15 protein-coding genes are annotated in these 13,896 nt (G+C 67.8%); 12 read left to right on the top strand and 3 right to left on the bottom strand.

Annotation, left to right across the window (positions count from 1 at the left end):
- Complete coding sequence (locus tag WD026_RS11350) at positions 1-771, bottom strand: SDR family oxidoreductase (RefSeq protein ID WP_425723771.1); 771 nt, start codon at positions 769-771, stop codon at positions 1-3.
- Positions 772-867: 96 nt separating this feature from the next.
- Here WD026_RS11350 and WD026_RS11345 point away from each other — a divergent pair, with 96 nt between their 5' ends.
- From WD026_RS11345 to WD026_RS11335, 3 genes are read left to right on the top strand one after another with little or no spacing between them, the layout of a single operon-like run.
- Positions 868-1,470, top strand: coding sequence for a 2-hydroxychromene-2-carboxylate isomerase (locus tag WD026_RS11345; RefSeq protein ID WP_425723770.1), 603 nt, complete (start codon positions 868-870; stop codon positions 1,468-1,470).
- Positions 1,471-1,500: 30 nt separating this feature from the next.
- On the top strand, positions 1,501-2,184 hold the full coding sequence (locus WD026_RS11340; protein ID WP_425723769.1) for a dienelactone hydrolase family protein: 684 nt from the start codon (positions 1,501-1,503) through the stop codon (positions 2,182-2,184).
- 7 nt (positions 2,185-2,191) lie between these two features.
- A complete protein-coding gene (locus WD026_RS11335) occupies positions 2,192-3,133 on the top strand; it encodes an amidohydrolase family protein (protein ID WP_425723768.1) in 942 nt (313 codons plus the stop codon).
- Here the strand turns inward: WD026_RS11335 and WD026_RS11330 are convergent.
- Both WD026_RS11330 and hemB read right to left on the bottom strand, forming a co-directional pair.
- On the bottom strand, positions 3,119-4,231 hold the full coding sequence (locus WD026_RS11330) for a magnesium transporter CorA family protein (protein WP_425723767.1): 1,113 nt from the start codon (positions 4,229-4,231) through the stop codon (positions 3,119-3,121). The genes WD026_RS11335 and WD026_RS11330 overlap by 15 nt on opposite strands.
- A 28-nt stretch (positions 4,232-4,259) precedes the next feature.
- Positions 4,260-5,261, bottom strand: a complete 1,002-nt coding sequence (gene hemB, locus WD026_RS11325; RefSeq protein ID WP_425723766.1) for a porphobilinogen synthase — start codon at positions 5,259-5,261, stop codon at positions 4,260-4,262.
- Between the two features lie 193 nt (positions 5,262-5,454).
- Between hemB and WD026_RS11320 the strand changes: the two genes are divergently transcribed.
- The 9 genes from WD026_RS11320 to fusA all read left to right on the top strand — a co-directional run bounded on the left by WD026_RS11320 (position 5,455) and on the right by fusA (position 13,789).
- Positions 5,455-6,573, top strand: coding sequence for a hypothetical protein (locus tag WD026_RS11320; protein ID WP_425723765.1), 1,119 nt, complete (start codon positions 5,455-5,457; stop codon positions 6,571-6,573).
- A 180-nt stretch (positions 6,574-6,753) separates the two neighbouring features.
- Complete coding sequence (locus WD026_RS11315; protein ID WP_425723764.1) at positions 6,754-7,182, top strand: CopD family protein; 429 nt, start codon at positions 6,754-6,756, stop codon at positions 7,180-7,182.
- A gap of 4 nt (positions 7,183-7,186) precedes the next feature.
- A complete protein-coding gene (locus WD026_RS11310) occupies positions 7,187-8,281 on the top strand; it encodes a VanZ family protein (protein WP_425723763.1) in 1,095 nt (364 codons plus the stop codon).
- Between the two features lie 9 nt (positions 8,282-8,290).
- The gene (locus tag WD026_RS11305) at positions 8,291-8,626 is read left to right on the top strand and encodes a (2Fe-2S) ferredoxin domain-containing protein (RefSeq protein WP_425723762.1); all 336 of its coding nucleotides are present in this window, start codon (positions 8,291-8,293) and stop codon (positions 8,624-8,626) included.
- Between the two features lie 13 nt (positions 8,627-8,639).
- Positions 8,640-9,263: an alpha/beta hydrolase gene (locus tag WD026_RS11300; protein ID WP_425723761.1), complete on the top strand. Its 624-nt coding sequence runs from the start codon at positions 8,640-8,642 to the stop codon at positions 9,261-9,263.
- 108 nt (positions 9,264-9,371) lie between these two features.
- Positions 9,372-10,478 (top strand): D-alanyl-D-alanine carboxypeptidase family protein, encoded by a 1,107-nt coding sequence (locus WD026_RS11295; RefSeq protein WP_425724161.1) that lies wholly within the window; start codon positions 9,372-9,374, stop codon positions 10,476-10,478.
- Positions 10,479-10,592: 114 nt separating this feature from the next.
- Entirely contained in the window at positions 10,593-10,970 is a 378-nt protein-coding gene (rpsL, locus tag WD026_RS11290) for a 30S ribosomal protein S12 (RefSeq protein ID WP_009516237.1), read from the top strand.
- Positions 10,971-11,126: 156 nt separating this feature from the next.
- Positions 11,127-11,597 (top strand): 30S ribosomal protein S7, encoded by a 471-nt coding sequence (gene rpsG / locus WD026_RS11285; RefSeq protein WP_425723760.1) that lies wholly within the window; start codon positions 11,127-11,129, stop codon positions 11,595-11,597.
- A gap of 89 nt (positions 11,598-11,686) precedes the next feature.
- A complete protein-coding gene (gene fusA, locus WD026_RS11280; RefSeq protein WP_425723759.1) occupies positions 11,687-13,789 on the top strand; it encodes an elongation factor G in 2,103 nt (700 codons plus the stop codon).
- The last annotated feature ends 107 nt before the right edge of the window (positions 13,790-13,896 follow it).

The following is a 13,896-nucleotide window of genomic DNA, read 5'->3' as shown; positions in this document are numbered from 1 at the left end:
TCAGCGTCCTCCGGAAATGTCCATCAGGGTCATGGTGGTGTAGCTGGCGGCCGGCGAGAGCAGCCAGACGATGGCCTGGGCCACTTCGTCGGCGGTGCCGCCGCGCTGCATGGGCACGGTGTGGGCCAGGTCACGCACCCGGTTGGGCAGGCCGCCGGAGGCGTGGATGTCGGTCTCGATCAGGCCAGGCCGCACCGCGTTCACCCGGATGCCCTCGGCCGCCACCTCCTTGGCCAGGCCGATGGTGAAGGCGTCGATGGCGCCCTTGGCCGCTGCGTAGTCCACGTACTGGCCCGGCGAGCCCAGCCGCGAGGCCGCACTCGACACGTTCACGATGACCCCGCCCTCGCCGCCGTGCAGCGTGCTCATGCGGCGCACCGCCTCGCGGGCGCACAGCATGGAGCCGATCACATTGATGTCGAACATGCGGTGCAGGCGCTGCGCATCCATCTGGTCGACCCGGGCGCTCACGTCCACCACGCCGGCGTTGTTGACCAGCCCGGTCAGGCGTCCGAAGCGGGCGTCGATGCGCCCGAACAGCGTGACCACCTGGGCCTCGTCCGACACGTCGGCCTGCACCGACATGGCCTGTCCGCCCTCGGCGCGGATGGCCCGCACCACCTCGTCGGCGGCCAGCGAATCGCGGGCGTAGTTCACCGCCACCGACCAGCCCTGGCGGGCGGCCATGCGCGCGGTGGCCGCGCCGATGCCGCGCCCGCCGCCGGTGACCAGCAGCACCCCGGCATGGCGGGTGTCCTGACTCGAATCCATAAACCTGTCTCCTGCACGGTCGGCGGACCTGGCGTACAAACCGGAACCCGCCGTTGTTCGACAACGCGTTCATTACAACAGCCCCGGAGACCCGCCATGCGTCCCACAGTGGACTACTTCCTTGCGCCGCAAAGCCCCTGGACCTACCTGGGCCACGCCCGCTTCGTGGCCATGGCCCGCGATGCCGGCGCCACCATCCGCCTGCGTCCCATGGACCTGGGCCGGGTGTTCCCGGTGTCCGGCGGGCTGCCGCTGCCCCAGCGTGCACCGCAACGCCAGGCCTACCGGCTGGTGGAGCTGGAGCGCTTTGCGCAGTGGCTCAAGCTGCCGCTGAATCTGCACCCCAGATTCTTCCCGGTGGCGGGCGATCCGGCCTCGCGCCTGATCTGCACCGTGGACCGGCACGACGGCCTGGACGCCGCGCTGGCCCTCACCGGCGACGTGCTGGCGGCCGTGTGGGTGCACGAGCTCGACATCGCCGATGCGGCCACGCTGGCGCAGCTGCTGGCCAAGCAGGGTCTGCCGGCCGAGCGGCTGGCGGCCTCGCAGCAACCGCAGGCCCAGGCCGACCTGGACGCCCACACCCAGGCCGCCATCGATGCCGGCGTGTTCGGCGCGCCGAGCTTCGTCATCGGCGGCGAGATCTTCTGGGGCCAGGACCGCCTCGACTTCGTCCAACGCCGCCTGCTGCAGCGCTGAATCTTTCATTCCCCACAGGAGCACATCACCATGGGTCAGACCATCACCTTGAAGGCCGCCGACGGCCACAGCTTCCCCGCCTACGTGGCCGAACCGGCCGGCACGCCCAAGGGCGGCATCGTGGTGCTGCAGGAAATCTTCGGCGTGAACTCGCACATCCGTTCGGTGGCCGACGGTTACGCCGCTGCGGGCTACTTCGTGGTGGCGCCGTCCACCTTCCACCGCGTCCAGGCCGATGTGGAACTGGGCTACACCGAGGCCGACATGGGCACCGGCTTTGGCTACAAGACCGCCGTGGACGGGCTGCCCGAGCCCGGCGTGATGGCCGACATCCAGGCCGCCATCGACCATGCCGCGAAGGCCGGGAAGGTGGGCATCGTGGGCTACTGCTGGGGCGGTCTGCTGACCTGGCGCTCGGCCTGCATGCTCTCGGGCCTGTCGGCGGCCGTGCCCTATTACGGCGGCGGCATGACGGCCCAGCCCGATGCGGCCCGCCAGCCCCGCGTGCCGGTGCTGGCCCATTTCGGTGACCAGGACCACTGGATCCCGCTGGACACGGTGGAGGCCTTCCGCGCTGCCCAGCCCGGCGTCGAGGTGCACGTGTACCCGGCCAACCACGGCTTCAACTGCGACCAGCGCGGCTCCTACAACGAGGCCGCCGCCCGCACCGCCCGCGAGCGCACCCTGGCGTTCTTCGCCCGCCACGTGGGCTGACGCCATGATGCGGGCCGGACTCGTCGGGACGCTGCTGGCCGCTGCGGCCGGCTGGTTATGGGGCACCGCCAGCGCGGCCGACTACAGCGGCCCGCTGTTCGACGCCCACCTGCACTACAACGACGAGGCCTGCGTGCACGCCACCGGGAACAGTCCGGTGTGTCCGCATCCGTTGGCCGACGTGCTGCAGCGCATGCGCGAGAGCGGCGTGCGTGGTGTGCTGGCCAACTCCCGCCCCAATGACGGCACGCGCGCCCTCGCGGCTGCCCGCGACAAGACGGCGGCCGCCGGCGTGACGGTGGTCCCGTTCGTGCGCCTCTACCGCCACCGGGCCGACTACAACAACTGGTTCCGCGACCCGTCCATCGCCGAGATGGTTCGCAGCGAGCTGGAGCGCGGCACCGCGGCAGGCCCGTACCGGGGTCTGGGCGAGTTCCACCTGTACGACAGCGCCAACGCGCGCGGCCCAGTGGCGCAGCAGCTCATGGCGCTGGCCGAAGAAAAGGACCTGGTGGTGCTGGCCCACGTGGACGAAGCCGCCATCGACCTGCTGATGCAGGCCACGCCCTCACGCGGGCAGAAGCTCAAGCTCATCTGGGCCCACACCGGCATTGGTGGAACGTCGCCGGCCGAGGTGGAGGCGCTGCTGCAGCGCTACCCCGGCCTCATGGGCGAGCTGTCGTACCGGCCGGGACTCACCTGCGAGGGTGGCCAGCTGTGCCCGGCCTGGCGCGAGCTGATGCTGCGCCACCCGGGCCGGTTCCTGGTGGGGTCCGACACCTGGGTGAATGCCCGCTGGCAGTCGTATGGACAGTTGATGCGCGACTACCGTGTGTGGCTGGGCGGCCTGCCGCCCGATGTGGCCCGGCGCATTGCCTGGGGGAATGCGGCTGGCCTGTTCGGCCTGGCCGATCCGACATCAGCGCCGGCGACCTCAGCGCCCCGCTGAGCGCGCCAGGTAGCGCTTGCGCCAGAACAGCGCCACCAGCGCCACGGTGGTCAGCGCCATGGCGCCCATGGCCCACCAGAAGCCGTTCTCCAGGTGAATCAGCGGGATGAACTCGAAGTTCATGCCGAAGATGCCTGCGATCAGGTTGAGCGGCAGGAAGATGGCGGTGAGCGCGGTGAGCGTGCGCATGATGTCGTTGGTGCGGTTGCTCTGCGCCGAGAAGTGCATCTGCACCGCGGTCTCGGCGTTCTGCTCCAGCCGCCGCACGTGGTGCACCACGCGTTCGATGTGCTCCAGCACGTCGCGGCTGCGCACCCGCAGCAGCTCCAGCCCGCGCTGGCCGCCGGTGTCGTCGTCGGGTTCCCAGCCGGCCAGCCCTTCGATCCAGTCCAGCACCGCGGTGCGCTGGTCTTCGCAGATGTCGTCGAGCTGGTGCAGGGCGATGCGGGCTTCCAGCAGCGCCGACCAGTTGGTGAAGCGGGTGCGGGGCTGCAGCAGTTCGGTCTGCCAGTGGTCGAGCTGGCGCGAGAGCTCGCGCCGCAGGTCGAGGTAGCCGTCGACGATCTGGTTGACGATGCGCAGCATCAGGTCGGCCGGCTGCTGGGGCAGGTGCGGGCCGGCGCTGCGGGCCTGACCACCCGGTGCGGCCAGCAGACGGCTGGCGTAGTGGGCCAGGGCCTGGCAGCCCTGCGGGTGCACGCTCAGCAGCACCCGGTCGAACACCGCAAAGCCCACCGGGCTGGTGTCGATGCGGCGCAGCACCGGCGGCCCGCCTCTGCGGGCGCGGCGCGGTTCGGGGGCGGGCGGCTGGGCCGGGGCGCCATCGGCCTCGGCACTGGCCAGGCGGCGGAACACCAGCAGGTCGTAGCGCGAGGTGTAGTCGTGGTGGGAGGGCAGCTGCGCATTGAGCAGGTCCGACACGTGCAGGTCCAGCAGCGTGCAGCCGCACAGCAGCTGCAGCATGCCCTGCAGGGCCGGCAGCTCGGCCTCGAACTCCGACCGGCTGCAGGCCACCCACAGGAACCCCCGGTCACTCAGGCCGGTGGGCAGGTGATCGGCCTCGGTGACCGACTGGGCCTCGATGTGAAAGATGCGCATGCGCCAGAGGCCGGGTGGCGGCGCCGCCTCAGCCGCGCAGGGCCCGGGCGGCTTCCCGGGCGAAGTAGGTCAGGATGCCGTCGGCGCCTGCGCGCTTGAAGGCCAGCAGGCTCTCCATCATCACGGCGTCGTGGTCCAGCCAGCCGTTCTGGGCAGCGGCCTTGAGCATGGCGTATTCGCCGCTGACCTGGTAGGCAAAGGTGGGCACCGCAAACTCGTCCTTCACGCGGCGCACGATGTCCAGGTACGGCATGCCGGGCTTGACCATCACCATGTCGGCGCCCTCGGCCAGATCCAGTGCCACTTCGCGCAGCGCCTCGTTGCTGTTGCCGGGGTCCATCTGGTAGACCTTCTTGTCGGCCTTGCCCAGGTTGGCCGCCGAGCCCACCGCGTCGCGGAACGGGCCGTAGAAGGCGCTGGCGTACTTGGCGCTGTAGGCCATGATGCGGGTGTGCACATGGCCGGCGGCTTCCAGCGCCTGGCGGATGGCGCCGATGCGGCCGTCCATCATGTCGCTGGGCGCCACGATGTCCACACCCGCCGCCGCCTGGGTGAGCGCCTGCTGCACCAGCACCGCCACCGTGGGGTCGTTGAGGATGTAGTTGTGGTCGTCCAGCAGACCGTCCTGGCCGTGGCTGGTGTAGGGGTCCAGCGCCACGTCGGTCATCACGCCCAGCTGCGGGAAACGGCGCTTGAGTTCGCGCACCACCCGGGGCACCAGGCCGTCGGGGTTGGCGGCCTCGCGGCCATCCGGCGTCTTGAGCGACTGGTCGATCACCGGGAACAGCGCCATGACCGGAATGCCCAGCTGCACGCACTCCTCGGCCACCGGCAGCAGCAGGTCCAGGCTCAGGCGCTCCACGCCCGGCATGGAGCCCACCGCTTCGCGCCGCCCCTGGCCGTCCAGCACGAACACCGGGTAGATCAGGTCCGACGGGTGCAGCCGGTTCTCGCGCACCAGTTCGCGGGTGAAGGAGTCGCGGCGCAGGCGCCGGGGGCGGTTGGCGGGGTAGGGGGCGGGGGTGTGCATGCGGCCTATTGTGGCAAATCCCGTTCAAGCCGACGGAATACCGAACGGCGTGTCGAAACACACGCCAACGGATACATGTTCGCCAAAAAACACTGGCGTAAACACACCCAAAGGTGTTAACTTCGCATGTAACAAATTATTGCGTTTTATACCCGTACCCGTACCCGTTAACCCCTGACGCACTGGTGCCATCATGTCCACCCTCAAGCAAGTCGTGTCGAACCCCATGCCCCAGGTCACCCAGGACGATTCCGAAGAATGGTCGATCGACGCCCACTGGCCCACGCTGGTGCAGGGCCTGGCCGACCAGATCACCCAGAGCCTGAGCGCGCTGCAGACCCATCTGGACCAGCTGCTGCTCAAGGAACGCATCACCCGCCTGGAGCACCGCTCGCTCAGCATCCCGGCCGACCGCATCAAGCAGGCGGGCATGGTGGCCCAGCAGATCCAGCGCTTCCACACCGGGCGCATCCGCCAGTCGCACGAGCGGATCAACATGGCCGAACTGGTCGAGAACCTGCTGCAGGAGCGCCGCAAGGACTTCGCCATCATCGGCGTGGAAGTCCGCCGCAAGCTCAAGCCGGTCGATGTGCTGACCGACCCCACCGTGGCCTACGCCTTCATCAATGCGGTGCTGGACTGGGCCATGCCCTTCGGACAGCGCATCGATGTCCGTCTGGACATCAACAGCTGGCCGCCCCATGCCCGGCTGCAGATCCGTGCCAACAACGACGGCGTGCCGGCCTCCAGCCAGGCCCAGCTCGACGGCATGGCCTGGCTGCTGGTGCGCCAGATCGCCCAGGCGGCCGGTGGCATCGAACTGAAGCGTGAGGTGAGCGAGGACCATGTGTCGGTCACGGCCATGTTCACCCGCACGGTGCAGGCGGTGGACGGCATCGCGGCGGTCGACCTGTCGGACGACCAGTCCTCCATGTTCAAGTCGCTGCAGGGTGTCCACGCCCTGACCATCTCGCCCAGCCTGCAGGTGCGGGCCGATGTGCGCGACGCCCTGCGCGAGATCGGCATCATGTCCGACAGCGTGGTCGACATCGAGCAGGCCCGCGACGCCCTGCGCCACCGCATGCCCAGCCTGATCGTGGTCGACTCCGACCTGAAGGGCCCGGCCTTCGACGCCTTCCGCAAGGAGGTCCTGCGCGACGTCATGGAGTTCCCGTTCGTCGAGATCTCCGCCGACAACAACTCCTTCGACATGTCCGGCTTCGACGAGATGTCCATGGCCAAGGTCGGCCGCGGCAACATCCGCGAGGCCCTGGGCACCGCCGTCATGTTCGAGCTGGCCAAGATGATGTGAGCTGCGTCACGCCGGATCGGTTGGATTCCGGCATGGGCTGGGGTAACATTTCAGCGGGTCTGCGCGAGCGGACCCCCCGCTTTTCCTCCCTGAGCGGGTGCCTTGGTGTGTGACAGCAAAAAGGCTTCCCAACCCGGCCCTGGTGGCCGGGTTTTTTTTGGTGCGGGCTAAACTGGCCGCATGCTCTGGGTCAAATCCTTCCACATCGTGTTCGTGGCCAGCTGGTTCGCCGGGCTGTTCTACCTGCCGCGCATCTTCGTCAACCTGGCCATGGTGCCGCCGGAAAGCGTGGCCGAACGCCAGCGCCTGTTGCTGATGGCCCGCAAGCTGATGCGCTTCACCACCTTGCTGGCGGTGCCGGCGCTGGCCCTGGGGCTGTGGTTGTGGCTGGGTTATGGCATCGGTCGGGGTCCGGGCAACGGCTGGATGCATGCCAAGCTGGCCGTGGTGGCGCTGGCCCTGGGCTACCACCACCTGTGCGGACGCATGGTCCGCCAGTTCGAGGCGGGCGCCAACCGGCGCGGCCATGTCTGGTACCGCTGGTTCAACGAGGCGCCGGTGCTCATGCTGGTGGCAGCCGTGGTGCTGGTGGTCGTCAAACCCTTCTGACGTCTTGGCACGCCGCAGCTCCGCCCTGCCGCTGGGCCTGCTGTTCGCCGGTCTGGTGGTCTACGCCAGCCTCTACCCGTTCGACGGCTGGCGCATGCAGGGCGTGGCGCCGCTGGCCTTCATGGTGGCGCCCCTGCCGCAGTACTGGACCGGCTTCGATGTGCTGTCGAACCTGGTGGGTTATGCCCCGCTGGGTTTCCTGTTGACGGTGGCCTTGCTGCGTGCAGGCGTGGTCGCCCGCTCCGCCCTGTGGGCCACGCTGGCCTGTGCGGCGCTGTCGCTCTCGGTGGAGACGCTGCAGACCTTCCTGCCGGCGCGGGTGCCCTCCAACGTCGATCTGGTCCTCAACACCGCGGGCGCTGCACTGGGTGCCATCGTGGCCAAGGTCATGCAGCGTCTGGCCTGGCTGGATGCCTGGTCGCGCTGGCGGGCCGACTGGCTGGCACCGCATGCCCACGGCGGCCTGGTGCTGCTGGCCCTCTGGCCCTTTGCACTGCTGTATCCGGCGCAGGTGCCCTTCGGGCTGGGCCAGGTGGGCGAGCGGGCACTCGCCGGCCTGCAGGACATGGTGGAGGGAACGCCGTTCGCCCTGTGGCTGCCGTCGCAGTCGCTGGCCACCGCGCCGCTGAGCCCGCTCTCGGAGGCCTGGTGCATCGCCCTGGGCCTGCTGGCACCGCTGATGCTGGGCTACTCGGATCTGCGCACCCTGCGCGGCCGTCTGCTGTTCGTGCCCGCGCTCTTCCTGCTCGCCCTGGGCGTGGTCGGGCTGTCGGCGGCCCTGACCTACGGCCCGGTGCACGCCTGGGCCTGGATCCATCCGCCGGTGCTGGCCGGTTTCGGCCTGGCCGGAGTGGTGGCCCTGCTGGCCCTGTGGCTGCCGCGCCGTCTGTGCAACGTGCTGATGCTGCTGGTGCTGGCGGTGCTGCTGACCGTGCTCAACCAGTCGGCCGACACGCCGTACTTTGCCCAGTCGCTGGAGGCCTGGGAGCAGGGACGCTTCATCCGTTTTCACGGGTTGTCGCAGTGGCTGGGCTGGCTCTGGCCGTTTGCCGCCCTGCTGTACGGCCTGCGGGCCGTCGTCGCACCACCCCGGGCCTAGAATCGCCGGATGGCCGACCATCCCTCCTATTACCAGCGTCACATCTTTTTCTGCCTGAACCAGCGCGACGGCGAAGCCTGCTGCGCCGACCACCAGGCCCAGGCCGCCTTCGACCGGTGCAAGTCGCAGGCCAAGGCCATGGGGCTGCTCGGGCAGGGCAAGGTCCGGGTCAACAAGGCGGGCTGCCTGGACCGCTGCGCCGGTGGCCCGATCGCGGTGGTCTACCCCGAGGCGGTCTGGTACACCTACGTCGACCAGGCCGACATCGACGAGATCGTCACCTCCCACCTGCGCGACGGCGTGGTGGTGCAGCGCCTGGTCACCCCGCCCGACGTCGGCCGTTGAGCCGCTGGCACCCGTGAACGCCCAGACCGAGCTGCTGCAGGTGGAGGGGCCGGCCGGCGTGCTGGAGGCGGCCATCGACCGGTGTGGTGGTGTGGCCGCCGGCACCGCAGTGATTGCTCACCCTCATCCTTTGTTCGGCGGCACCATGACCAACAAGGTGGTGCAGACCCTGGCCCGTGCCGCCGTACTGGCGGGGCTGGACGCGGTCCGCTTCAATTTCCGGGGCGTGGGCGCCAGCGCCGGTGCCTGGGACCAAGGCCGGGGTGAGCGGGACGACATGCTCGCGGTCATCGAGCGGCTGGCGCCTGCCGGCCCGCTGGTGCTGGCCGGCTTCTCGTTCGGCGCCTTCGTCACCAGCCATGTGCTGGCTGCGGTGCAGGCCCAGCGCGATGTGCGCCATGTGGTGCTGGTCGGCACCGCCGCCAGCCGGTTTCAGGTCGCAACGATTGCGCCGGAACTCCATGCCCGCACCCTGGTCGTTCACGGCGAAGCCGACGACACCGTGCCGCTGGCATCGGTCATGGACTGGGCCCGACCCCAGACCCTGCCGGTGACGGTGGTGCCCGGCGGCGGACATTTCTTCCATGGCCAGCTCCCCCTGTTGCGGGATCTGGTCTGTCGCCATTTGCGGGCCTGAAACCCGCCTGTCTTTTCTCCTGAGGATTCTTCCGTGCTGAGTTTTTTCCGATCCGCCGCGCTGGCCGTTCTGGCCGCCTGTGCCGTCCATCTCCCCGCCCAGGCCCAGATGCCCCAGCCGCCCGAGATAGCCGCGCGCGCCTATCTGCTGATGGATGTCACCACCGGCCAGGTGCTGGCCGCCAAGGATCCGGATGCGCCGGTCGAGCCGGCCTCGCTGACCAAGCTGATGACCGCCTACATCGTGTTCGATGCCCTCAAGGCCGGCAAGATCACCCTCAACCAGACCTTCGGCGTGAGCGAGCGGGCCTGGAAGATGCCGGGTTCCCGCATGTTCATCGACCCCAAGATGCAGGTGCCGGTGGAAGACCTGATCAAGGGCATGATCGTGCAGTCCGGCAATGACGCCACCGTGGCCCTGGCCGAGGGTGTGGCCGGCTCGGTGGAGCGCTTCGTCCAGCTCATGAACGACCAGGCCAAGGCCCTGGGCATGACCAACACCGGGTACCGCAACACCGAAGGCCTGACCGAGCCCGGCCACACCACCACCGCGCGCGACCTGGCCCGCCTGGCCACCCGGCTCATGAACGATTTCCCGCAGTACGTGGGTTACTACGCCATCCAGCGCTACCGCTACCCCGGCACCCCGGCCACCAACGACACCAACCGCAACACCCTGCTGTTCCGCGATCCCACGGTCGACGGCCTGAAGACCGGGCACACCGCTGCCGCCGGTTACTGCCTGATCGCCACGGCCCGCCGCCCGGTCCCGGGTCTGGGCGACGGCCCGGCCGGCCAGCGCCGCCTGGTCAGCGTGCTGCTGGGGGCGTCGAGCGAAAACGCCCGCGCGGCCGAAAGCCAGAAGCTGCTGAACTGGGGCTACACCGCCTTCGACACCGTACGCCTGCTGGCCGCTGCCCAGCCGGCGGCCACGCCCAAGGTCTGGAAGGGCAAGTCCGATGTGGTCAAGCTCGGTCGTCCCGAAGGCGTGGTGGTGTCCGTGCCGGCCGGCGAGGGCGCCCGCCTGAAGTCCGAGGTGATCCGGCAGGAGCCGCTGGTGGCCCCCCTCCAGAAGGGCCAGTCCCTGGGCACCCTCAAGGTGACCACCGCCGCCGGTGCCACCGTGGCCGAAGTGCCGCTGACGGTGCTCGACACCGTCGAGGAGGCCGGCGTCTTCGGCCGTGCCTGGGACGCCATCCGCCTCTGGATCCAGTGATGGCCTGAGCGCCGTTTGGCGCAAAACCGGCCCCGTGCTACAGTAGAGGGCTTTTCGGAATTTTCCGAGGAGCTTTCGTTTTCGCTTTTTTCAAACGTTTAGGGACGTTTTTCAATGCCAACCATCAACCAACTCGTGCGCCACGGCCGGGAGGTCGAAAAGACCAAATCCAAGAGCCCGGCCATGGAAAACTCGCCGCAACGCCGCGGCGTGTGCACCCGCGTCTACACCACGACGCCGAAGAAGCCGAACTCCGCGCTGCGCAAAGTGGCCAAGGTTCGTCTGACCAACGGCTTCGAGGTGATCTCCTACATCGGCGGTGAAGGCCACAACCTCCAGGAACACAGCGTCGTGCTGGTCCGTGGCGGTCGTGTCAAGGATCTGCCCGGTGTGCGCTACCACATCGTCCGTGGCTCGCTGGACCTGCAAGGCGTGAAAGACCGCAAGCAGGCGCGTTCCAAGTACGGTGCCAAGCGCCCCAAGAAGGCCTAAGCGCTGTATTCCGGTGTCGGTTCCGCCCTGGCAGGCGGTGCAGACGCAGTGGCCCACAACACGGAATCGTCCGTGCGGGTCGAGTAAGTGAGAGTTCTTGCATGGCTCTCGCGGTGCCTGAGAAGGTGCCAACTGAAGCAAACATGAGGTGAAAAAATGCCACGTCGTCGCGAAGTCCCTAAACGTGAAATCCTGCCGGATCCCAAGTTCGGCAATGTCGAGCTCTCCAAGTTCATGAACGTGATCATGGAAGGCGGCAAGAAGGCGGTTGCCGAGCGCATCATTTACGGTGCCCTCGAGCAGATCGAGAAGAAGACCGGCAAGGATCCGGTCGAAATCTTCTCGACCGCCATCAACAATGTGAAGCCGATGGTCGAGGTGAAGTCCCGCCGCGTCGGTGGCGCCAACTACCAGGTGCCCGTCGAAGTGCGTCCGGTGCGCCGTCTGGCCCTGTCGATGCGCTGGCTCAAGGAAGCCGCCCGCAAGCGCAGCGAGAAGTCCATGGCCATGCGCCTGGCCAACGAGCTGATCGAGGCCACCGAAGGCCGTGGCGGCGCCATGAAGCGCCGTGACGAAGTCCACCGCATGGCCGAGGCCAACAAGGCCTTCAGCCACTTCCGTTTCTGATCCGGGGCAACACCCCAGGTCATCCAGAACCGAGAGCCCGCAACCCCTGAACCAGGGACGCGGGCTCGATCCTTTTTCGGAGTATTTCCATGTCTCGCACCACGCCCCTCGAGCGGTACCGCAACATCGGCATTTCCGCGCACATCGACGCCGGCAAGACCACCACCACCGAACGCATCCTGTTCTACACCGGTGTGAACCACAAGATCGGTGAAGTGCACGACGGCGCCGCCACCATGGACTGGATGGAGCAGGAGCAGGAGCGTGGCATCACCATCACGTCCGCTGCCACCACCTGCTTCTGGAAGGGCATGGACCTGTCCTACCCCGAGCACCGCTTCAACATCATCGACACCCCCGGCCACGTGGACTTCACCATCGAGGTGGAGCGCTCCATGCGCGTGCTGGACGGTGCCTGCATGGTGTACTGCGCCGTGGGTGGCGTGCAGCCCCAGTCGGAAACCGTCTGGCGCCAGGCCAACAAGTACAAGGTGCCGCGTCTGGCCTTCGTGAACAAGATGGACCGCACCGGCGCCAACTTCTTCAAGGTCGTCGACCAGATGAAGGTCCGCCTGAAGGCCAACCCGGTGCCCGTGGTGATCCCCATCGGCGCTGAAGACAACTTCAAGGGCGTGGTCGACCTCATCAAGATGAAGGCCATCATCTGGGACGAAGCCTCCCAGGGCATGAAGTTCGAATACCACGACATCCCGGCCGAGCTCGCCGGTACCGCTGCCGAGTGGCGCGAGAAGATGGTCGAGGCCGCTGCCGAAGCGTCCGAAACCCTCATGAACAAGTACCTGGAAGAGGGCGACCTCTCCGAGGAAGAGATCAAGCTCGGCCTGCGCACCCGCACCCTGGCCACCGAGATCCAGCCGATGCTGTGCGGCACCGCCTTCAAGAACAAGGGTGTGCAGCGCATGCTGGACGCCGTGATCGACTTCCTGCCCTCGCCGGTGGACATCCCCCCGGTGGCCGGCACGAACGAGAAGGAAGAGGAAACCTCGCGCAAGGCCGACGACGCCGAGAAGCTGTCGGCCCTGGCCTTCAAGCTGATGACCGACCCCTACGTCGGTCAGCTGACCTTCGTGCGCGTCTACTCCGGCGTGCTCAAGAAGGGCGACACCGTCTTCAACCCGGTCAAGGGCAAGAAGGAGCGCATCGGCCGTATCGTGCAGATGCACGCCAACAACCGCCAGGAAGTGGAAGAGATCCGCGCCGGCGACATCGCTGCCTGCGTGGGCCTGAAGGAAGTGACCACGGGCGAAACCCTGTGCGATCCGGATGCCGTCATCACCCTGGAGCGCATGGTCTTCCCCGAGCCCGTGATCGCTCAGGCCGTGGAACCCAAGACCAAGGCCGACCAGGAAAAGATGGGCATCGCCCTGCAGCGCCTGGCCTCCGAAGATCCGTCCTTCCGCGTCAAGACCGACGAGGAATCCGGTCAGACCATCATCTCCGGCATGGGCGAGCTGCACCTGGAGATCATCGTCGACCGCATGAAGCGTGAATTCGGCGTGGAAGCCAACGTGGGCAAGCCGCAGGTGGCCTACCGCGAGACCATCCGCAAGGAAGTCGCCGAAGCCGAAGGCAAGTTCGTGCGCCAGTCGGGCGGCAAGGGCCAGTACGGTCACGTGGTGTTCAAGATCGAACCCAACGAGGCCGGCAAGGGCTTCGAGTTCGTCGACGCCATCAAGGGCGGCGTGGTGCCGCGCGAGTACATCCCGGCGGTCGAGAAGGGCGTGATCGAAGCCCTGAACTCCGGCGTGCTGGCCGGCTTCCCGGTGGTGGACGTCAAGGTCACCCTGCACTTCGGTTCGTACCACGACGTGGACTCGTCCGAACAGGCCTTCAAGATGGCCGCCATCTTCGGCTTCAAGGAAGGCTGCAAGAAGGCCAACCCGGTCATCCTCGAGCCGATGATGGCCGTGGAAGTCGAGACCCCGGAAGACTACGCCGGCAACGTGATGGGCGACCTGTCCAGCCGTCGCGGCATGGTGCAGGGCATGGAAGACATGCCCGGCGGCGGCAAGGCCATCAAGGCCGAGGTGCCGCTGTCCGAGATGTTCGGCTACTCGACCACGCTGCGTTCGGCCACCCAGGGCCGTGCGACCTACACCATGGAGTTCAAGCATTACTCCGAGGCGCCGCGCAACGTGTCCGAAGCCATCGTGGCTTCGCGCGCCAAGTAATCCAGACTGTCTTCGGCCGCCCTGCGGGGCGGGCCTGTTGCCCGTGACGGGCCCTGGCCGGAGACGTTAAACACACACGGGCATTGTTCTTTATCGAGGTATTTGCA

The organism is Hydrogenophaga sp. R2, from assembly GCF_049843595.1.
Lineage (GTDB): Bacteria > Pseudomonadota > Gammaproteobacteria > Burkholderiales > Burkholderiaceae_C > Hydrogenophaga.
Note: the sequence above shows the minus strand (reverse complement) of the source record. Positions and strands in the feature narration are given on the sequence as shown.